18 protein-coding genes are annotated in these 20989 nt (G+C 72.4%); 14 read left to right on the forward strand and 4 right to left on the reverse strand.

What is annotated here, in order from left to right:
* Nucleotides 1-87 precede the first annotated feature (87 nt).
* The gene (locus ACFRFC_RS07230) at nt 88-2493 is read right to left on the reverse strand and encodes a Tex family protein (RefSeq protein ID WP_382686646.1); all 2406 of its coding nucleotides are present in this window, start codon (nt 2491-2493) and stop codon (nt 88-90) included.
* 205 nt (nt 2494-2698) lie between these two features.
* On the opposite strand from ACFRFC_RS07230, the gene ACFRFC_RS07235 reads away from it, so the two are divergent.
* A complete protein-coding gene (locus ACFRFC_RS07235; RefSeq protein WP_382686643.1) occupies nt 2699-3658 on the forward strand; it encodes a GlxA family transcriptional regulator in 960 nt (319 codons plus the stop codon).
* A gap of 578 nt (nt 3659-4236) precedes the next feature.
* Nucleotides 4237-4872 (forward strand): DJ-1/PfpI family protein, encoded by a 636-nt coding sequence (locus ACFRFC_RS07240; protein WP_382686641.1) that lies wholly within the window; start codon nt 4237-4239, stop codon nt 4870-4872.
* On the opposite strand, the gene ACFRFC_RS07245 is transcribed toward ACFRFC_RS07240, so the two are convergent.
* Nucleotides 4841-5614 carry an enoyl-CoA hydratase/isomerase family protein gene (locus ACFRFC_RS07245; RefSeq protein ID WP_382686639.1) on the reverse strand — a complete coding sequence of 258 codons (774 nt, stop codon included), beginning with the start codon at nt 5612-5614 and terminating at the stop codon, nt 4841-4843. The genes ACFRFC_RS07240 and ACFRFC_RS07245 overlap by 32 nt on opposite strands.
* A 113-nt stretch (nt 5615-5727) precedes the next feature.
* Between ACFRFC_RS07245 and ACFRFC_RS07250 the strand changes: the two genes are divergently transcribed.
* Together ACFRFC_RS07250 and ACFRFC_RS07255 are read left to right on the forward strand one after the other, a co-directional pair.
* The gene (locus ACFRFC_RS07250) at nt 5728-6306 is read left to right on the forward strand and encodes an HdeD family acid-resistance protein (protein WP_382686636.1); all 579 of its coding nucleotides are present in this window, start codon (nt 5728-5730) and stop codon (nt 6304-6306) included.
* Nucleotides 6307-6519: 213 nt separating this feature from the next.
* Entirely contained in the window at nt 6520-7029 is a 510-nt protein-coding gene (locus tag ACFRFC_RS07255; protein ID WP_382686993.1) for an ATP-binding protein, read from the forward strand.
* A gap of 33 nt (nt 7030-7062) precedes the next feature.
* On the opposite strand, the gene idi is transcribed toward ACFRFC_RS07255, so the two are convergent.
* Together idi and ACFRFC_RS07265 are read right to left on the reverse strand one after the other, a co-directional pair.
* On the reverse strand, nt 7063-7656 hold the full coding sequence (idi, locus tag ACFRFC_RS07260; protein ID WP_382686634.1) for an isopentenyl-diphosphate Delta-isomerase: 594 nt from the start codon (nt 7654-7656) through the stop codon (nt 7063-7065).
* A gap of 252 nt (nt 7657-7908) precedes the next feature.
* The gene (locus tag ACFRFC_RS07265; RefSeq protein WP_382686632.1) at nt 7909-8850 is read right to left on the reverse strand and encodes a cation diffusion facilitator family transporter; all 942 of its coding nucleotides are present in this window, start codon (nt 8848-8850) and stop codon (nt 7909-7911) included.
* A gap of 1160 nt (nt 8851-10010) precedes the next feature.
* On the opposite strand from ACFRFC_RS07265, the gene ACFRFC_RS07270 reads away from it, so the two are divergent.
* The 10 genes from ACFRFC_RS07270 (at nt 10011) to hpnE (ending at nt 20894) form a co-directional block, all read left to right on the forward strand.
* Nucleotides 10011-11813: a DUF5941 domain-containing protein gene (locus ACFRFC_RS07270; RefSeq protein ID WP_382686630.1), complete on the forward strand. Its 1803-nt coding sequence runs from the start codon at nt 10011-10013 to the stop codon at nt 11811-11813.
* Nucleotides 11810-12562, forward strand: a complete 753-nt coding sequence (locus ACFRFC_RS07275; RefSeq protein WP_382686628.1) for a sugar phosphate nucleotidyltransferase — start codon at nt 11810-11812, stop codon at nt 12560-12562. The genes ACFRFC_RS07270 and ACFRFC_RS07275 overlap by 4 nt, the downstream gene beginning before the upstream one ends.
* Entirely contained in the window at nt 12550-13611 is a 1062-nt protein-coding gene (locus ACFRFC_RS07280; protein ID WP_382686627.1) for an iron-containing alcohol dehydrogenase family protein, read from the forward strand. The genes ACFRFC_RS07275 and ACFRFC_RS07280 overlap by 13 nt, the downstream gene beginning before the upstream one ends.
* Nucleotides 13589-14368, forward strand: a complete 780-nt coding sequence (locus ACFRFC_RS07285) for a CDP-alcohol phosphatidyltransferase family protein (RefSeq protein ID WP_382686624.1) — start codon at nt 13589-13591, stop codon at nt 14366-14368. The genes ACFRFC_RS07280 and ACFRFC_RS07285 overlap by 23 nt, the downstream gene beginning before the upstream one ends.
* Nucleotides 14369-14448: 80 nt before the next feature.
* Nucleotides 14449-15294, forward strand: a complete 846-nt coding sequence (locus ACFRFC_RS07290) for a glycosyltransferase family 2 protein (RefSeq protein ID WP_382686990.1) — start codon at nt 14449-14451, stop codon at nt 15292-15294.
* Nucleotides 15295-15397: 103 nt separating this feature from the next.
* A complete protein-coding gene (locus ACFRFC_RS07295) occupies nt 15398-16327 on the forward strand; it encodes an ABC transporter permease (RefSeq protein WP_382686621.1) in 930 nt (309 codons plus the stop codon).
* The gene (locus tag ACFRFC_RS07300; RefSeq protein ID WP_382686618.1) at nt 16320-17102 is read left to right on the forward strand and encodes an ABC transporter ATP-binding protein; all 783 of its coding nucleotides are present in this window, start codon (nt 16320-16322) and stop codon (nt 17100-17102) included. Before ACFRFC_RS07295 ends, ACFRFC_RS07300 begins: the two co-directional genes overlap by 8 nt.
* 361 nt (nt 17103-17463) lie before the next feature.
* Nucleotides 17464-18366, forward strand: coding sequence for a squalene synthase HpnC (gene hpnC / locus ACFRFC_RS07305; protein WP_382686615.1), 903 nt, complete (start codon nt 17464-17466; stop codon nt 18364-18366).
* Nucleotides 18363-19313, forward strand: coding sequence for a presqualene diphosphate synthase HpnD (gene hpnD / locus ACFRFC_RS07310; RefSeq protein WP_382686613.1), 951 nt, complete (start codon nt 18363-18365; stop codon nt 19311-19313). The genes hpnC and hpnD overlap by 4 nt, the downstream gene beginning before the upstream one ends.
* Before the next feature lie 183 nt (nt 19314-19496).
* Entirely contained in the window at nt 19497-20894 is a 1398-nt protein-coding gene (hpnE, locus tag ACFRFC_RS07315; protein WP_382686611.1) for a hydroxysqualene dehydroxylase HpnE, read from the forward strand.
* Nucleotides 20895-20989 lie beyond the last annotated feature (95 nt).

The raw sequence follows: 20989 nt of genomic DNA on the forward strand, positions 1-20989 counted from the left end.
CGCCCAGGCAAGGCCATGCCCCGCCCCCCACGGGAAGGCGGCCCGGCCCCCAGCCGAGGGCCCCGGGCCGCAGGCCCGATCATCGGCTCAGCGGCGTTTGCCGTCCTTCGGGTTCAGCAGACCCGCTCGCCGCAGTGCGTCCGCCATCGCGCTGTTCGCGGGCGGCGTGGCCTGGCGCGAGCCGCCCCGGTCGCCCCGCTCGCCGGCCCGGTCGCCGCTCCGGCCGCCCTGCCGCTGCTGCGGCGGGCGTCCGCCGCCCCGCTGCGGACGGCCGTCACCGGCCGCGCCCCGCTCCTGCGGCGCCGCCTCGTCGTCCAGGCGCAGGGTCAGGGAGATCCGCTTGCGCGGGATGTCGATGTCCAGGACCTTCACCTTCACGATGTCGCCGGGCTTGACGACATCGCGCGGGTCCTTCACGAACGTCTTCGACATCGCCGAGACATGCACCAGACCGTCCTGATGGACACCGACGTCCACGAAGGCGCCGAACGCGGCCACGTTCGTCACCACGCCCTCCAGGACCATCCCGGACACCAGGTCCGAGAGCTTCTCGACGCCCTCCTTGAAGGTGGCCGTCCTGAACGCCGGACGCGGGTCACGGCCCGGCTTCTCCAGCTCCCTGAGGATGTCGGAGACGGTCGGCAGACCGAACGTCTCGTCCACGAAGTCACCGGGCTTCAGTGAACGCAGCACCGACGTGTTGCCGATCAGCGCCGCCACCTCCTGACCGGCGCTCTTCACCATCCGCCGGACCACCGGGTACGCCTCGGGGTGCACGCTGGAGGAGTCCAGCGGGTCCTCGCCGCCGCGGATCCGCAGGAAGCCCGCGCACTGCTCGTACGCCTTCGGGCCCAGCCGGGCCACCTTCTTCAGCTGGGAGCGGGAGGTGAACGGGCCGTTGGAATCGCGGTGCGCCACGATGTTCTCCGCGAGGCCGGAGGTGATGCCGGAGACCCGGGACAGCAGCCGCGCGGAGGCCGTGTTGACGTCCACCCCGACGCCGTTCACACAGTCCTCGACCACCGCGTCCAGCGAGCGGGACAGCTTCAGCTCGGACAGGTCGTGCTGGTACTGCCCCACGCCGATCGACTTCGGGTCGATCTTCACCAGCTCGGCCAGCGGGTCCTGGAGGCGGCGGGCGATGGACACCGCGCCGCGCAGCGACACATCCATGTCCGGCAGCTCCTGCGAGGCGAACGCGGACGCCGAGTACACCGACGCGCCCGCCTCGGAGACCATCACCTTGGTGAGCTTCAGCTCCGGGTGCCTGGTGATGAGTTCACCGGCGAGTTTGTCGGTCTCGCGGGACGCCGTGCCGTTGCCGATCGCGACCAGCTCGACCGCGTGCTCGCTCGCCAGCCGGGCCAGCTTCGCGATCGCCTCGTCCCAGCGGTTGGCCGGGACATGCGGGTGGATGACATCCGTCGCGACGACCTTGCCGGTCGCGTCCACGACCGCCACCTTCACCCCCGTACGGAACCCGGGGTCCAGGCCCAGCGTCGCGCGCGTACCGGCCGGGGCGGCGAGCAGCAGGTCGCGCAGGTTCGCCGCGAACACCCCGACCGCGTCGTCCTCGGCGGACGTGCGCAGCCGCAGCCGCAGATCGAGGCCGAGGTGCACCAGCACGCGCGTGCGCCACGCCCAGCGGACCGTGTCCGTCAGCCACTTGTCGCCGGGACGGCCGCGGTCGGCGATCGAGAACCGGTGCGCGATCGTGCCCTCGTACGACGACGGGCCCTCCGTCGCCTCCTCCGGCTCCAGGACGAGGTCGAGGACCTCCTCCTTCTCGCCGCGCAGCATGGCGAGGACCCGGTGCGAGGGCAGATCCTTGAACGGCTCGGCGAAGTCGAAGTAGTCGGCGAACTTCGCGCCCGCCTCCTCCTTGCCCTCGCGCACCTTCGCGGCCAGCCGCCCGCGCACCCACATCCGCTCACGCAGCTCACCGATCAGATCCGCGTCCTCCGCGAACCGCTCGGTGAGAATCGCGCGGGCGCCGTCCAGGGCGGCCTGGGGATCGGCGACGCCCTTGTCGGCGTCCACGAATGCGGCCGCCGCGGCCAGTGGTTCCACGGTCGGGTCGCCCAGCAGGCCGTCGGCCAGCGGTTCGAGCCCCGCCTCGCGCGCGATCTGCGCCTTCGTCCGCCGCTTGGGCTTGAACGGCAGATAGATGTCCTCCAGCCGCGCCTTCGTCTCGGCGCCCCGGATCCGCGCCGCCAACTCCTCGGTGAGCTTGCCCTGCTCGCGCACCGACTCCAGGATCGCCGTCCGCCGCTCCTCCAGCTCCCGCAGATAGCGCAGCCGCTCCTCGACCGTGCGCAGCTGCGCGTCGTCGAGCATCTCGGTCGCTTCCTTGCGGTAGCGGGCGATGAAGGGCACCGTCGAACCGCCGTCGAGCAGTTCCACGGCGGCCTTGACCTGCCGCTCCCGTACGCCGATCTCCTCGGCGATCCTGCCTTCGATGGACCCCACTGCCAGAGATCCGGGTGTCGTCACGATGCCGTACCGCCTTCTCACTTCGGGTTGCGCCGCAATTGTGGCAGGTGGCACCGACAACCGGGGATCAGGGCGGCATCCGGCGAGGCAGGCCCCGCCGGACCCGGCGTGCCGCCCGCGCCGGGCCACCGGTGTGCGGCCGATGGCAGAAAAGGTGGGGAGCCCGTCATTGCGGACGTCCCCCGGCTCGCGAAGAATCGTTCGCATGGCGCAGCGAACCGTTCTGGTCGTTCTCTTCGACGGCGTGCAGAGCCTCGATGTCACCGGCCCCTTGGAGGTGTTCTCGGGGGCCGACAAGCACACGCCGGGGTCGTACCGCGTCCGTACGGCGTCCGTCGACGGCGGGGCCGTGCGCAGCTCCAGCGGCCTGACCCTCGTACCGGACACCTCGCTCGCCGAGGCTCCGCCGCCGCACACGCTCGTGGTGCCCGGCGGCGAGGGCGCACGCACCTCCGACCCGAGGGTCGTGGCGTGGCTGGCGGAGCACGGCACGCGCGCGGGGCGGCTGGTCTCCGTGTGCACGGGCGCGGTCCTGCTGGCCGAGGCGGGCCTGCTGGACGGCCGCCGGGTCACCACGCACTGGGCCTACGCCGCCGAGCTGGCCCGGGACCATCCGGCGGTCCGGGTCGACGCCGACCCCATCTTCATCCGGGACGGACAGCTCTCCACGTCGGCCGGGGTCACCTCCGGGATCGATCTGGCGCTCGCGCTGGTCGAGGAGGACCTGGGCCGTGACGCGGCACTTACCGTGGCCCGCCATCTCGTGGTCTTCCTGCGCAGGCCGGGCAACCAGGCCCAGTTCAGCGTCCAGCTCGCCACCCAGACCGCCAGCCGCCGGCCGCTGCGCGAGGTGCAGCAGTGGATCACCGAGCACCCGGCGCGGGACCTGGGCGTGGAGACGCTCGCCGCCCGCGCTCGGCTCTCCCCGCGCCACTTCGCCCGCGCCTTCCGCGCCGAGACCGGCATGACCCCCGGCCGCTACGTCGACCAGGTCCGCCTCGAACACGCCCGCCGCCTGCTGGAGGACTCCGCCGACGGCATCGAGGAGATCTCCCGCGCCAGCGGCTACGGCACCCCCGAGGCCATGCGCCGGGCCTTCCTCAAGACCCTGGGCACGGCCCCGACGGAATACCGCCGCCGCTTCCACCCATCCCCCACCGGATAACCCCGCCCGCCCTCCGCCCACCGATCCCGCCCATGGCTTCGGCCGGGCGCCTACCCGCTGCCCCTGCCCGCCCCTTCCGCCGGGCGCCTGCCCACTGACCTCGCCCGATGCCTGCCCGATACCCCTGCCGCCGTTCCCGCCCGGCGCTCGCTGACCGCCGTGCCCGCTGCCGCCGCCCGATGACCCTGCCCGCTGATCTCACCGGGCGCCCGCCCGATCGCTCGGCCGGCTGATTCGGTCAGTCGACCCCACCCGACGTCCGCCCATTGACTCTGCCCGCCGCCGCCCGCCCTTCCGCCCGCTGCCCCTGCCCGCCCCTTCCGCCGGGCGCCCGCCCGCTGACCTGGCTCGCCGATCCCGCCGCCGATACCCGCCGATACCCGCCGCCCAGCTCATCCCACCCGTCGATCCCACCCGACGCCCACCCGCTGACCCGGCCCACTGACTCCGCCCGCCCGGCGTTCGCCCACAGCCCCCCGGCTCACCCCTCGGCTCATAGCCCCCGCCCCCGATCCCACCCGGCGTTCCTCCCCGGCCCCCGCCCACTCACCCCCCGCCCGAACCCCGAAAGGCCCCCCATGCAGATCGCCGTCCTCCTCTTCGACCGTTTCACCGCCCTCGATGCCATCGGTCCCTATGAGACCCTCGGCCGGCTCCCCGGGGCCGAACTGGTGTTCGTTGCCGAGCGGCCCGGTCCGGTGCGTTCCGACACCGGGGCGCTCGCGCTGGTCGCCGACCGTGGGCTCGGGGAGGTGCCCGCGCCGGATCTGCTGGTGGTGCCCGGCGGTCCGGGGCAGAGCGCGCAGATGGACAACGCCGTACTGCTCGACTGGCTGCGCACCGCCGACGCCACCAGCACCTGGACCACCTCGGTGTGCACCGGCTCCCTGCTGCTGGCCGCCGCGGGCCTGCTGACCGGCCGCCGGGCCACCTCCCACTGGCTGGCCCTGGAACACCTGACCCGCTACGGCGTCGAACCGACCGGCGAGCGGGTCGTCCTCGACGGCAAGTACGTCACCGCGGCCGGGGTCTCCGCCGGCATCGACATGGGCCTGACCCTGCTCGGCCGGATCGCGGGCGACGACTTCGCGCAGACCATTCAGCTCGTCACGGAGTACGACCCGCAGCCGCCCTACGACGCCGGGTCACCGCACAAGGCGCCCGCGCACATCGTGGCGGAGCTCAGCTCCCAGAGCCGGTTCCTTCTGACGTAGGCACCGTCCAGTCGAAGCGCGCCGCGCGGCGCTCCAGGAACGCCGTCACCCCCTCGGCGAGGTCCCCGCTGCCGCGCGCCTGCTCCTCCCAGTGCGCGTCGCGGTCCGTGCGGCCGTTCGCGAACTCCTTCGCCGCCGCCTGCGTCAGCAGTGAGCGCGAGGCCAGGATCCGGGTGAACTCGGCGACCCGCTTGCCGAGTTCGCCCTCCGGCAGCACCTCGTCCACCAGCCCCGTCCGCAGCGCCCGGTCCGCGTCGATCAACTCACCCGAGAACAGCAGGTACTTGGCGGTCGCCGGCCCCACCAGCGCCACCAGCCGCCGGGTGGACGAGGCCCGGTAGACGATCCCCAGCTTCGCGGGCGTCACCCCGAACAGTGCCCCCTCCCGTGCGAACCGCAGATCGCAGGCCGCCGCCAGCTGCGCCCCGCCACCCACACAGTGCCCCCGGATCGCCGCCAGCGTCGGCTTCGGGAACGCCGCGAGCGCCTCCTCGGCGGCCACCGCCAGCTCCCGCGCCTCGTCGGGCGCGTCCAGCAGCCCGGTGATGTCGGCCCCGGCACAGAACGTGCCGCCCTCCCCGGTCAGCACCAGCGCCCGTACGGCGGGGTCGGCGGTCAGCGTCTCCAGCAGCGGCGGCAGCGCCCGCCACATCGCCGCCGTCATGGCGTTGCGCCGGGCCGGGTGGTGGATGACGACGGTGGCGACCGAGTCGCCGACGGTGTGCAGCAGCTGCGGCTCCATGCGCCGGATGCTATCCGTGCCCGCCGAACGTACGCTCGGGGAGGGGCCGGGCGACACGGTGCCGATGGGCCGGCGGCCGGGTTCCGGGGCGGTGCCCGATCCACGGAGGTCCGATGGCCGGATCCGCGAAGGCCGAGGCGGCGAGGCCGCACCGCGGCTTCGGGTGGCTCGGTGCGCTGGGGGTGCTGCTGGTCGCCGCCGGGCTGGCCGGTCTCTGCTACACCGCCTTCGCCACCGTCACCTCGATGCTGCTGTTCGGCTGGCTGCTGCTGTTCGGCGGGGCGGTCGGCCTGCTGCACTCCGTGCAGGCGCGCGGCACCGGCTTCTTCTGGCTCGGCGTGATCGTCGCCGCCCTGAACCTGGCCGCCGGGGTGGTGATCCTGCGCAGTCCGGACGCCGCCGCCGACGCGCTCACCCTGTTCGCCGCGCTGCTCTTCCTCACGGCCGGGCTGTACCGGCTGGTCGGCAGCCTCGTCGTGCGCGGCCCGCAGTTCGGCTGGACGCTGCTGCTGGGCGCCGTCGACCTGCTGCTCGGCGCCCTGGTGCTGGCGTCCTGGCCGAGCGGCAGCCGGTATGTGATCGGCGCCTTCCTCTCGCTCGCGCTGCTCTTCGACGGGCTCGGCCTGATCGCCTCCGGTTTCGGCGGCCGGCGGACCACCGCGAGGGTGCCCGAGGGGGCTCGCCGGGGATGAATCGGGCGACGGCGGGGTCAAACCCGTACAACCCGAATAGTTCGCGAAATTGGCACCAGGTGTCAGGAGCAGTCCCTGAGCCGACCGCGTCATACGCCAACGATCAGAAGTGTTCGATAATCGCTGACTTCAGTTCAGCTCGGTGGGCCGGGGCGGCGGGTTCTCAACACTCGTCGTGTGGTGACAATCGAGCGCAAGGGTGGCGACCGGACAATGGACGACCATGGGCCCGGGGCCGGTCCGCGCGTGGCCGGCGGCGTGGAAAGACCCCGTGAGGCCGGCGTCCCGCGGCCACTGCCGTACGAAGGGGTCTGGAGGTTCACCGCCCCCGCCGTGGACGCCTCGGTCCCGCAGGCCCGGCACGCGGTGCGGGACCTGCTGCTGCGTCAGGGGGTACCGGTCGCCGAGGACCTGGCCCACGGCCTGCTGCTGATCGTCTCGGAGCTGGTCACGAACGCGGTCCGGCACGCGGCACTGCTGTCGCCGGTGCTCGCCGTCGAGGTGGCGGTGGGCGCGGAGTGGGTGCGGGTGTCCGTGGAGGACAACCACCCCTACCGCCCGACCGCCCTGGAGGCCGATCACGGCCGGACGGGCGGGCGGGGGCTGCTGCTGGTGACCGAGATCGCCCGGGAGGCGGGCGGGGTGTGCGACGTCGAGCACACCGCGAGCGGCGGCAAGGTGATCTGGGCCGCCCTGCCGCTGAGGCCCGCGGGCGCGCTCTGACGCCTCGCGCCGCGCCCCGCCGGCCCGGCGGTCCTACCAGCCTGCCGCCGGGCCGGTCAGCTCTCTGACCGCGGGGCGGGCGGCGTCCAGCACGGTCATGAACCAGGACGAGAAGGTGTCCTTCTCATGCCGCTCGGCCAGTTCCTCCGGTGTCACGAACGCGGTGTCGCCGACCTCCTCCGGATCCGGCCGCAGCGGCGCCTGCACCATGCCGACGAAGAGGTGGTTGTACTCCTGCTCCACCAGACCGGACGCCGGGTCCGGGTGGTGGTAGCGGACCGTGCCCGCCTCGGCCATCAGCGACGGCGAGACCCCCAGCTCCTCGTACGTACGCCGGGCCGCCGCCGCGAACGGCGCCTCACCGGGGTAGGGGTGACCGCAGCAGGTGTTCGACCAGACACCGGGAGAGTGATACTTGCCGAGCGCCCGCTGCTGGAGGAGCAGCCGTCCGTGCTCGTCGAACAGGAACACCGAGAACGCCCGGTGCAGCTGTCCGGGTGGCTGGTGGGCGGCGAGTTTCTCCGCGGTGCCGATGGTCACACCGCTCTCGTCGACCAGTTCCAGCATGATCGATTCCGCGGTGCCGTCCGACGAACTGTGCGTCGCGGTGGCAGGTGTGATCGGCATACCCATCCTTCGCCTCGGTCCTCGCCCCAGTCTGCCGTACGAATCGGGCGGCGCCCGGCACTTCCCGGGCAGTCCCGGCATGTCCCCCGCCCGGCACGGACGCCCTCCACGGGCCCGTAGGCCATCGTGCCCGGCGGACCGGGAGGGGAACCGCCGGGGACAGGGGCGCGAACGACGGCACGGGTGGTGCACCCCGGCGGATACGCCCCCGCCGCCCCGACTCCGGCCCCTGCCCGTGCCCCAGCCCCGGTGTCAGTGGCACAACCCCGGCTCATGCTCCGCGTGCCCGCTCGGCTCCAGCTGGAAGGTGCAGTGCTCCACGTCGAAGTGGTCCCCCAGGCAACCCTGCAACTCGTGCAGCATCTTCTCGTTGCCGATCGCGTTCAGCACCTCCGTGCGGACCACCACATGGGCGGAGAGCACCGGCATGCCCGAGGTGATGGTCCAGGCGTGCAGATCGTGCACGTCCTCGACGCCCTCCAGCGCCAGTATGTGCGAGCGCACCTGCGCCATGTCGACGCTCTTCGGGGCCGACTCCAGCAGTACGTCCAGCGTCTCGCGCAGCAGCTTGAGCGTGCGCGGCACGATCATCAGGCCGATCACCAGCGAGGCGACCGGGTCGGCCGCCTGCCAGCCGGTGGTGAGGATCAGCAGCGCCGAGACGATCACCGCCAGCGAGCCCAGCGCGTCGGCGGCGACCTCCAGGAAGGCGCCGCGCACGTTCAGGCTCTCCTTCTGGCCGCGCACCAGCAGCGACAGCGAGATCATGTTGGCGACCAGGCCGATCACACCGAACACGATGGTCATCCCGCCCGCGGTCTCGGCCGGGGTGATGAACCGCTGGACCGCCTCGTACAGCACATAGCCGCCGACGCCGAGCAGCAGCAGACAGTTGGCGAGCGCGGCGAGGATCTCGGCGCGGGCCAGCCCGAAGGTGCGCCGCTCGCTGGGCGGCCGGCCCGCGAAGTGGATCGCGAGCAGCGCCATCCCGAGCCCCACCGCGTCCGTCGCCATGTGCGCGGAGTCCGCGATCAGCGCGAGCGAGTCGGCGAGGATGCCGCCGACGATCTCCACCACCATCACGGTGATCGTGATCCCCAGCGCGATCCGCAGCCGTCCCCGGTACGCCGACGCCGCCGTACCGCTGCCCGCCGGCGGGCCGTGCGAGTGCCCGTGATCGTGCCCAGCGCCCATGAAGAACCGCCTCCAGTGTGATCGGCCCGCGATCGGCCCGCGACCACAGTGAACTACGGGTGGGGGGTATGTGGCAACGCGGCAGTGAACACCGTTGTCATGTGCCCTGACCTGCGGAAACGAACCGCAGGTCAGGCCATGTGGGTGACCGTCCGGGCGGCCTGGAGCCGGGAGCGCGCCGCGCCGATCCGACCACAACGGACCCTGTACGCCGGGCCGTCCGGCCCAGCCCGTTCACGCCACGACCGCACCCATGCCCCCGCGCCTCATCCACGCGTGACGGACGGCCACGCCCACGACCCCGGCCGCACCCGTCACGGCGAAGCGGCCCCGGTCCGGTCCTCCGACGCGGGGCCCGGCCGGGCCGTCCCCTGCCGCAGCGACCTCGGCCAATTGCCTAGCGGCTTCCCGCACTCCGTCTCCGAGGCCAGCTGGGCGCCCTCGCGACGGCCGACCCAGCGCCCCCGTGACGGGCCGAGCCCGCGCCCTCCCGTGACGGCCGCCCTCGTCCCGGCGTGACAGGCGGCCACCTCCAGGACCCCGGTGCCCCCGACCCCGGCGGCGCGCCCGTCACGGCGAGGCGGTCCGGTCCTCCGGCGCGTGGCCCGGCCAGGCCGTCCTCTGCCGCAACGACCTAGGCCAATTGCCTGGCGGCTTCCCGCACTCCGTTTCCGAGGGCACCACCCTCGGCGGCGACCTCGGCACCGGCGGTGCTTCCCTCACCGTCCAGGGCGGCACCGGGGACGGACAGCTGGGCCGCTGCCGGCCGACCCGGCGGCACCCGTCACGGCGAGGCGGCCCGGGGCCTCCGGCGCGGCGACCGGACCCCGCCCCACAGTCACCGCCCCACAGTCACCGCCCGACAGCCGCAGACAGGCGCCCCGGGGCCCCGAAACTCCGGTTACCGGTGGGTTCAGGATCAACGCCCGGGAATGCCCCCTCTGCGGTGTGATTTTGTACGGCGGCCCGTGTATCCCGCATGATGATCGCCAGCACAGGCAGGGCAAACCGCGTCGTCCGGACCGTGAACGGGCGGTGAACGCGGTCTTCCGATCATCCGATAGCCTCTGCCGGATGCCGCCCGGCTGGTGCAGCCAAGGGGCGCCCCCACCATGCACATGACCGGCGCGGACGCGTCGGCACCCAGGGAGTGAGTTCGGTTGTCGACCGCTATCCTCACCGGCCAGCCGGTCCCGGGATCGTCCATCGAGGGCGATCTGCGGTCGCTCGGCTTCGAGGTGCGCATCGCCTCCGGTACGGCCGACGCCGAGACGCTGCTCGCCGAGATCCCGTGCGCGGACCGGGTCGCGCTGGTGGACGCCCGCTTCGTGGGCCACCCGCACGCGCTGCGGCTCGGCCTGACCGACCCGCGCTTCCCGCTCGCCGCCGTGCCCGGTGCCGTCACCGCCCAGGCGTCCGGCCGTCAGGAACTGACCCGCGCGCTGGCCCGCGAGCGCTCCGCCGAGGGCGCCGTCCTGGTCGACAGCCTCCCGGACCGGGTGCTCACCGCCCTCACGGACGACGGCGCCACCGTGCACCGCCCCGAGCTGGGCACCCTGGTCGCCGAGGTCCCGGCCGACCCCCAGGCCCGCCACGAGGCCCGCCAGTCGGTGGCCGCCGTCGACGACGAAGCCGTACGCCTGAAATCGGCCGTCAAGGCCCGCGACGGCTTCTTCACCACCTTCTGCGTCAGCCCCTACTCCCGCTATCTCGCCCGCTGGTGCGCCCGGCGCGGGCTGACCCCCAACCAGGTCACCACCGCCTCGCTGCTCACCGCCCTGATCGCCGCCGCGTGCGCGGCCACCGGCACCCGCGGCGGCTTCGCCGCGGCCGGCGTGCTGCTGATCGCGTCCTTCGTGCTGGACTGCACCGACGGCCAGTTGGCCCGCTACTCCCTCCAGTACTCCACCCTCGGCGCCTGGCTCGACGCCACCTTCGACCGGGCCAAGGAGTACGCCTACTACGCCGGACTCGCCCTCGGCGCGGCCCGCGGCGGCGACGACGTATGGGCCCTCGCCCTGGGCGCGATGGTCCTCCAGACCTGCCGGCACGTCGTGGACTTCTCCTTCAACGAGGCCAACCACGACGCCACCGCCAACACCAGCCCCACCGCCGCCCTGTCGGACAAGCTCGACAGCGTCGGCTGGACGGTATGGGTACGCCGGATGATCGTGCTGCCGATCGGCGAGCGCTGGGCCATGATCGCCCTGCTCACCGCGTTCACCACCCCCCGTATCACCTTCTACGCGCTGCTCATCGGCTGCGCCTTCGCCGCGGCCTACACCACCGCCGGGCGGGTGCTGCGCTCGCTCACCCGCAAGGCGCGGCGCACCGACCGCGCGGCACAGGCGCTCGCGGACCTCGCCGACAACGGACCGCTCGCCCAGTGCGTGGCCCGGATCACCCGCGTCCGGCTCGGCTCCCCCCTCCTGGTCGCCGGGGCCGGCACCGCCGTCCTCGCCGTCTCGCTCTTCTCCGGCGTCACCTGGGCGCCGGTCGCGGGCGCCCTCGTCTACGCGATCACCGCCGGTCAGGCGCTGCACCGGCCGCTCAAGGGCGCCCTGGACTGGCTGGTCCCGCCGCTCTTCCGCGCCGCCGAGTACGGCACCGTCCTCGTCCTCGCGGTCGAAGCGGAGGTGAACGCGGAGGTGAACGGAGCACTTCCGGCGGCTTTCGGGCTGGTGGCGGCCGTCGCCTACCATCACTACGACACGGTCTACCGCATCCGCGGGAACGCCGGGGCGCCACCGGCCTGGCTGGTGCGGACCGCCGGGGGGCAAGAAGGACGCGTCCTGCTCGTCACCCTGCTCGCCGCGCTGCTCAGCGGCGAGTGGTTCGCCGTCGCGCTCACGGCCCTGGCCGTGGTGGTGGCGTTCGTGGTGGTCGCCGAGAGCGTCCGCTTCTGGGTGGCCTCCCACCGGGCCGGGGCACCCGCCGTACACGACGAAGGAGAACCCGCATGATCGGCCTCGTGCTGGCGGCAGGCGCCGGCCGGCGTCTGCGCCCCTACACCGACACCCTGCCCAAGGCACTGGTGCCGGTGGGGCCCGAGGGCATCGAGGGCGAGCCGACCGTGCTGGACCTGACCCTCGCCAACTTCGCCGAGATCGGCCTCACCGAGGCCGCCGTCATCGTCGGCTACCGCAAAGAGGCCGTCTACGCGCGCAGGGCCGCGCTGGAGAAGACGTACGGCCTGAGGCTCAGCCTCATCGACAACGACAAGGCCGAGGAGTGGAACAACGCCTACTCCCTGTGGTGCGGCCGTGACGCCCTCAAGGACGGCGTGATCCTCGCCAACGGCGACACCGTCCACCCGGTCTCCGTCGAGCGGACCCTGCTCGCCGCGCGCGGCGGCGACAAGCGGATCATCCTCGCCCTGGACACCGTGAAGTCCCTCGCCGACGAGGAGATGAAGGTCGTCGTGGACCCCGAGGGGGGCGTGCGGAGGATAACCAAGCTGATGGACCCGGCCGAGGCCACCGGCGAGTACATAGGCGTGACCCTCATCGAGGGCGACGCGGCCCCCGACCTCGGCGACGCGCTGCGCCGGGTCTGGGAGTCGGACCCGCAGCAGTTCTACGAGCACGGCTACCAGGACCTGGTCGACCGCGGCTTCCGGATCGACGTGGCGCCCATCGGCGACATCGACTGGGTCGAGATCGACAACCACGACGACCTCGCCCGGGGACGGGAGATCGCGTGCCGGTACTGACCAGGCTGATCCCCTCGCCGGTCGTCGTCGACATCCGCCCGGGTGCCCTGGACGACCTGGCGTCCGTCCTCGCCGACGAGCGCATATCGCACTCCGGCAAGCTCGCCATAGCCGTCAGCGGCGGCTCCGGCGCCCGGCTGCGTGAGCGCATCGCGCCCTCGCTGCCCGGCGCCACCTGGTTCGAGGTCGGCGGCGGCACCCTGGACGACGCCGTGCGGCTGGCCGGTGACATCAAGGCCGGGCACTTCGACGCACTCGTCGGCCTCGGCGGCGGCAAGATCATAGACTGCGCCAAGTTCGCCGCGGCCCGGGTCGGGCTGCCCCTGGTCGCCGTACCGACCAATCTCGCCCACGACGGACTGTGCTCGCCGGTCGCCACCCTCGACAACGACGCCGGGCGCGGCTCCTACGGGGTGCCCAACCCGATCGCCGTCGTCATCGACCTCGACGTCATCCGCGAGGCACCGGCCCGCTTCGTCCGCGCCGGGATCGGCGACGCCGTCTCCAACATCTCCGCGATCCGCGACTGGGAACTGGCCCACCGGGTCAAGGGCGAGAAGATCGACGGCCTCGCCGCCGCCATGGCCCGCCAGGCCGGTGAGGCCGTACTGCGCCACCCGGGCGGCATCGGCGACCACGACTTCCTCCAGGTGCTGGCCGAGGCGCTGGTGCTCAGCGGCATCGCCATGTCCGTCTCCGGCGACTCCCGGCCCTCCTCCGGCGCCTGCCACGAGATCAACCACGCCTTCGACCTGCTCCACCCGAGGCGGGCTGCCGCCCACGGCGAGCAGTGCGGTCTCGGCGCGGCCTTCGCGATGTATCTGCGCGGCGCCCACGAGGAGTCCGCCCACCTGGCCGGAGTGCTGCGCCGGCACGGACTGCCGGTGCTGCCCCAGGAGATCGGCTTCACCGAGGAGGAGTTCGTCCGGGTCGTGGAGTACGCGCCGCAGACCCGGCCCGGCCGCTACACGATTCTTGAGCACCTCGACCTGAACACCCACCAGATCAAGGACATCTACGCCGACTATGTCAAGGCCATCGGTAGCTGAACTCAGGCCGGTCGTGCACCCCGCCGGGGTCAAGGACCGGCGCAGCGGTGAGCACTGGGCGGGACGCCTCTACATGCGTGAGGTGTCGCTGCGCGTCGACCGCTACCTGGTGAACACCAGGGTCACGCCCAACCAGCTCACGTACCTGATGACCCTGTGCGGTGTGCTCGCGCTCCCCGCCCTGCTGGTGCCGGGCATCACCGGCGCCCTGCTCGGCGTGCTCATGGTCCAGCTGTATCTGCTGCTGGACTGCGTGGACGGCGAGATCGCCCGCTGGAAGAAGCAGTACTCCCTGGGCGGGGTCTATCTGGACCGGGTCGGCGCCTACCTCACCGACGCGGCCGTCCTGGTCGGGCTCGGGCTGCGCGCCGCCGATGTGTGGGGCAGCGGCCGGATCGACTGGCTGTGGGCGTTCCTCGGCACCCTCGCCGCCCTCGGTGCCATCCTGATCAAGGCGGAGACCGACCTGGTCGGGGTCGCCCGGCACCAGGGCGGGCTGCCGCCGGTCCAGGAGGCCGCCGCCGAGCCCCGCTCCGCCGGCATGGCACTCGCGCGCAGGGCCGCCGCCGCCCTCAAGTTCCACCGGCTGATCCTGGGCATCGAGGCGACCCTGCTGATCCTGCTCCTGGCGATCCTGGACGCCTCCCGCGGCGACCTCTTCTTCACCCGCCTGGGCACCGCCGTACTCGCCGGGATCGCCGTGCTCCAGACCCTGCTGCACCTGGTGTCCGTCCTCGCGTCGAGCAGGCTCCGGTGAACGCGCCGAGGGGCCAGGAGCGGCCCGGCACGCCTTCCCAGGTCCCGGACGCCCCCAAGGTCGGCGCCGTCGTCATCACCATGGGCAACCGCCCCGACGAGCTGCGCGCCCTGCTGGACTCCATAGCCAAGCAGGACGGCGCCCCCGTCGAGGTGGTCGTGGTCGGCAACGGCTCGCCCGTCCCGGAGCTGCCGCCCGGCGTGCGCACGATCGAGCTGCCCGAGAACCTCGGCATACCCGGGGGCCGCAATGTCGGCATCGAGGCGTTCGGGCCGAGCGGGCGGGACGTCGACATCCTGCTCTTCCTGGACGACGACGGGCTGCTCGCCCAGTACGACACCGCCGAACTGTGCCGTACCGCCTTCACCACCGACCCGCGGCTCGGCATCATCAGCTTCCGCATAGCCGACCCCGACACCGGGCAGACCCAGCGCCGCCACGTCCCCCGGCTGCGGGCCGCCGACCCGATGCGCTCCTCCCGGGTCACCACCTTCCTCGGCGGCGCCAACGCGGTGCGCACCCAGGTCCTCGCCGAGGTCGGCGCGCTGCCCGACGAGTTCTTCTACGCCCATGAGGAGACCGACCTGGCCTGGCGGGCCCTGGACGCCGGCTGGATGATCGACTACCGCTCCGACATGGTGCTCCACCATCCGACGACGGCCCCCTCCCGGCACGCGGTCTACCACCGCATGGTCGCCCGCAATCGGGTCTGGCTGGCCCGCCGCAATCTGCCCGCGCCCCTAATCCCCGTCTATCTCGGCGTCTGGCTGCTGCTCACGCTGGCCCGCCGTCCCTCGCGCTCGGCGCTGCGCGCCTGGTTCGGCGGCTTCCGCGAGGGCTGGACCACTTCGTGCGGTCCGCGGCGCCCCATGAAGTGGCGTACCGTGTGGCGGCTGACCCGACTGGGCCGGCCTCCGGTGATCTGACAAGCTCGTCCCCGACGGGTGCCCGGGGCGATGGCCCGGCGGGCCGCCGCCCTGTGCCGGGCCCGCCCGGGGCCGCGCACATCGAAGACGAAAGTTTCCCCTTGTGAGTGAGACAACGCATGACGCCACGGTCGCGGTGAGCGCGCCCGTGTCGCCCGACGAGTCGCTGTCCGCGGACCGGCTCGCCGCGAAGTACGGTCTGACCGTCAGCGGGGCCCGGCCCTCCCTCGTCGAGTACGTCCGCCGGCTCTGGGACCGCCGCCACTTCATCCTGGCGTTCTCCCGGGCCAAGCTCACCGCCCAGTACAGCCAGGCCAAGCTCGGCCAGCTGTGGCAGGTGGTCACCCCGCTGCTGAACGCGGCGGTCTATTTCTTCATCTTCGGTGTGATCCTCCAGGCCGACCGCGGCATGAGCCAGGAGGTGTACATCCCGTTCCTGGTCACCGGCGTGTTCGTGTTCACCTTCACACAGAGTTCGGTGATGGCGGGCGTGCGGGCGATCTCCGGGAATCTCGGCCTGGTGCGGGCGCTGCACTTCCCACGGGCCTCGCTGCCGATCTCGTTCGCCCTCCAGCAGCTCCAGCAGCTGCTGTTCTCCATGATCGTGCTGTTCGCGGTGACCGTCGCCTTCGGCAGCTACCCGGACATGTCCTGGCTGCTGATCCTGCCCGCGCTGGCCCTTCAGTTCATGTTCAACACCGGCCTCGCCCTGATCATGGCGCGGGCCGGCTCGGCCACCCCGGACCTGGCCCAGCTGATGCCGTTCGTGATGCGTACGTGGATGTACGCGTCCGGAGTGATGTACTCCATCCCGATCATGCTGGCCAACAAGCCGTCCTGGATCGCGAACATCCTCCAGTGGAACCCGGCCGCCGTGTACATGGACCTGATCCGCTTCGCGCTGATCGACGACTACGGCCCGCAGAACCTGCCCGACCACGTCTGGGCGATCGCCTGCGGCTGGGCGCTGCTGTTCGCGGTCGGCGGCTTCGTGTACTTCTGGAAGGCGGAGGAGAAGTACGGCCGTGGCTGAGCAACCGCACGGGGCGCAGATCCCCACCGTCATCGCCGACGATCTGCACATCGTCTACCGGGTCAACGGTGCCAAGACCGGCAAGGGCAGCGCCACCGCGGCGCTCAGCCGGATACTCAAGCGCGGCGGCGAACCGCGCGGGGTGCGCAAGGTGCACGCCGTGCGCGGGGTGTCCTTCACCTCCTACCGGGGCGAGGCCGTCGGCCTGATCGGCTCCAACGGCTCCGGCAAGTCCACCCTGCTGCGCGCCATCGCCGGACTGCTCCCGGCCGAGTCGGGCAAGGTCTACACCGACGGCCAGCCCTCGCTGCTCGGCGTCAACGCGGCCCTGATGAACGATCTGACGGGCGAGCGCAATGTCATCCTGGGCGGGCTGGCGATGGGCATGTCCCGGGAACAGATCAGAGAGCGCTACGAGGGCATCGTCGACTTCTCCGGTATCAACGAGAAGGGCGATTTCATCACCCTCCCCATGCGGACATATTCCTCCGGCATGGCCGCCAGGCTCCGTTTCTCCATCGCCGCCGCCAAGGACCATGACGTCCTGATGATCGACGAGGCCCTGGCCACCGGGGACCGCAAGTTCCAGAAGCGTTCCGAGGACCGCATCCGGGAACTGCGCAAAGAAGCGGGCACCGTTTTCCTGGTCAGTCACAACAACAAGTCGATCCGCGACACCTGTAACCGTGTGCTGTGGCTGGAGCGGGGCGAACTCCGGATGGACGGACCCACCGAAGAGGTCCTCAAGGAGTACGAGAAATTCACGGGCAGATAGCCCGTCCCAGGCCCTGGGCCCCGCCGGAACTGTTCCGGCGGGGCCCCGCGTCTGCAAAGGAAACGTCAACTGTGGCCCGGCTTAGGAATCTTGGAGCCAATCGGTGTGTTGTTGTGATGCGCGGGACACCCCCACGGTGCGCGATGCGTTGTACAACGTAAGCTGTACAGGTGCCCAATCGCGGCAAGTAGGGCGATAATGCGCGCGCCCGCCCTCGGTGCCGCCGCGACGGGCGCCGGGCGGCGTGTCCGAAATAGTGTGTATTGGGTAGGCAGTGTAGAACGGGAGATGTGACGGCAATGGCTACGGAAACTCCCCAGCTCTTCGCAGCATGTGCCGTCCCCGCACCGGGCAGCAAACGATGACGGCAGCGGACGCGACGCGCACCAGGGACCCGCAGCGCGCCACGCTCGACAAGGCAGCGGACGAGAACTTCCCCGTGGCCCCCTTCTTCCTGCCCCGCGACTGGCGCCAAGACCTGATGGCCGTCTACGGCTTCGCCCGCCTGGTGGACGACATCGGCGACGGCGACCTCGCCCCCGGCGGCCTCGACGCCGCGCTGCTCGGCGTGGCACCCGGCCGGGCCGGTGACCGGCTCCACCTCCTCGACGCCTTCGAGACCGACCTGCGCCGGGTCTTCGACGACGCCCCGCGCCACCCCCTGCTGCGCCGCCTCGCGCCCACCGTCCACCGCCGTGCCCTCACCCCCGAGCCGTTCCTCGCACTGATCGCCGCCAACCGGCAGGACCAGCTGATCAGCCGCTACGAGACCTACGACGACCTGCTCGCCTACTGCGAGCTGTCCGCCAACCCCGTGGGCCGTCTCGTCCTCGGCGTCACCGGCACCTCGACCCCCGAGCGGATCCGCCGCTCCGACGCCATCTGCACCGCGCTCCAGATCGTCGAACACCTCCAGGACGTCGCCGAGGACCTCGGCCGCGACCGGATCTATCTGCCCGCCGAGGACATGAAACGTTTCCACGTCCAGGAATCCGATCTCGCCGCGAACACCGCGAGCGCTTCGGTGCGCGCCCTGGTCGCCTACGAAGCGCAACGCGCCCGGGATCTGCTGAATGAAGGCGCCCCCCTGGTGGGTAGCGTCCACGGCAGGCTCAGGCTGCTGCTCGCGGGGTTCGTGGCGGGGGGAAGGGCGGCGATCGACGCGATCACCGCCGCCGAATACGACGTACTTCCCGGCCCGCCCAAGCCCGGCAAGCTCCGGCTGCTGCGCCAGGTGGGCGTCACTCTGCGAGGAGAGGGGTGATCCGGACCGTGGAGCTGACACCGCCCGTGTCCGCACCGGTACTCGCCGCCTACAGCTACTGCGAGACCGTCACCGGCCAGCAGGCCAGGAACTTCGCCTACGGCATCCGGCTGCTGCCCACGCCCAAACGGCGGGCGATGTCGGCGCTGTACGCGTTCTCCCGCCGGGTCGACGACATCGGCGACGGCGAGCTGGCGGACGGCGTCAAGGCGGACCGGCTGGGCGAGACCCGGGCCCTGCTCGCCCGGGTCCGCGACGGCGGTGTCGACGAGGACGACACCGACCCCGTCGCCGTCGCCCTCACCCACGCCGCCGCCGCCTTCCCCATCCCGCTCGACGGCCTGGACGAACTGATCGACGGCGTCCAGATGGACGTACGCGGCGAGACCTACGAGACCTGGGACGACCTCAAGGGCTACTGCCGCTGTGTCGCGGGCGCCATCGGCCGTATCTCGCTCGGCGTGTTCGGCACGGAGCGCGGCGCGCGCGGCGCCGAGCGGGCCCCCGAGTACGCCGACACCCTCGGCCTCGCCCTCCAGCTCACCAACATCCTGCGCGATGTGCGCGAGGACGCCGAGGGCGGGCGCACCTATCTGCCGGCCGACGACCTCGCCAAGTTCGGCTGCTCGGCCGGGTTCGCCGGGGCGGTCCCGCCGGAGGGCGCCGACTTCGCCGGACTCGTGCACTTCGAAGTACGCCGCGCCCGTGCCCTCTTCGCCGAGGGCTACCGGCTGCTGCCCATGCTCGACCGGCGCAGCGGCGCCTGTGTCGCCGCCATGGCCGGCATCTACCGCAGACTCCTCGACCGCATCGAACGCGACCCCGGGGCCGTGCTGCGCGGCCGGGTCTCGCTGCCCGGACGCGAGAAGGCGTATGTCGCCGTCCGCGGACTGTCCGGGCTCGACACCCGCAATGTCACCCGGAGGACCGTCAGGAGGCGCGCTTGATGGACGACCTGGGACAGAGCACCGAGGGAGACAAACCCGGGGCAACCCCGCGGCCACGTCCCGCGTCCCTGACTGAACAACCCGCACGATGTCAGAGACGGCCCGGCCACGTCCCGAAGGGGCGCGCGGAACCGCGCGACCGGCCATGGAACACCCGTCACCACCTCCCGGGGAGGGCGCGTCATGCCTGACGGCACCACTCGGCCCGCCCGCCACGCGGTGGTCGTCGGCGGCGGCCTCGCGGGCGTCACCGCGGCCCTCGCCCTCGCGGACGCGGGCGTACGCGTCACTCTCCTCGAAAGCAGGCCACGCCTCGGCGGCCTCGCCTTCTCCTTCCAGCGCGGCGAACTGACCGTCGACAACGGCCAGCACGTGTACATGCGCTGCTGCACCGCCTACCGGTGGTTCCTCGACCGGATCGACGGCACGGCGCTCGCCCCGCTCCAGGACCGCCTCGACGTACCCGTCGTCGACGCCGGCCGCCCCGAGGGACGGCGGCTGGGCAGACTCCGGCGCGACGCGCTTCCGGCCCCCCTGCATCTGGGGCGCACGCTCGCCACGTACCCGCATCTCTCGCTCGCCGAGCGGGCCAGGGTGGGCCGCGCCGCACTCGCGCTGAAGGGGCTCGACCTCAGCGATCCGGCCCTGGACCGGCAGGACTTCGGCAGCTGGCTGGCCGCGCACGGCCAGTCGGCGCGTGCCATCGAGGCCCTGTGGGACCTGGTCGGGGTCGCCACCCTCAACGCGGTCGCGGGCGACGCCTCACTGGCGCTCGCCGCGATGGTGTTCAAGACCGGTCTGCTGTCCGCCCCGGGCGCCGCCGACATCGGCTGGGCGCATGTGCCCCTGGGGGAGCTGCACGACCGGCTGGCCCGCAAGGCGCTCGACTCCGCGGGCGTGCGTACCGAGGTCCGTGCACGGGTCACCTCCGTCTCCCGACACGCCAACGGCCGGTGGAGCGTCGAGGTTCCCGGCGAGCGCGTCGAGGCCGACGCGGTCGTCCTCGCCGTGCCGCAGCGCGAGACGCGCGACCTGCTGCCCGACGGCGCGCTCGACGCCCCCGACCGGCTCCTGGAGATCGGCACCGCGCCCATCCTCAACGTCCATGTGGTCTACGACCGCAAGGTGCTCGACGCCCCGTTCCTCGCTGCTCTCGGCAGCCCCGTGCAGTGGGTGTTCGACCGCACCGACGCCTCCGGTCTGAAGGAGGGCCAGTACCTCGCGCTGTCCCAGTCCGCCGCGCAGGACGAGATCGACCTGCCGGTGGCCGAGCTGCGTGAGCGCTATCTGCCCGAGCTGGCCCGGCTGCTGCCGCTGACCCGCGGCGCCGGGGTGCGGGACTTCTTCGTGACCCGTGAGCGCACCGCCACCTTCGCTCCCGCCCCCGGCGTCGCCCGGCTGCGGCCCGGCGCCCGCACCGGAACCCCCGGTCTGTACCTGGCCGGAGCGTGGACCGCCACGGGGTGGCCCGCGACCATGGAGGGCGCGGTCCGCAGCGGCATTTCTGCGGCCGACGCCGCGCTGCGCGCCCTGGGCCGGCCTCGCCCCGCCCGCCTCTTCGACATCGAGGAGGCCGCATGAGCCCCGCCCCGCGCACGGCAGGCCCCCGTACCGCCGGTACTGCCGGCCCCGCCGGTACCACTGGCATCGCCGGCATCGCTGGCACCGCCGGCACC

The organism is Streptomyces sp. NPDC056734, from assembly GCF_042790455.1.
Taxonomy (GTDB): domain Bacteria; phylum Actinomycetota; class Actinomycetes; order Streptomycetales; family Streptomycetaceae; genus Streptomyces.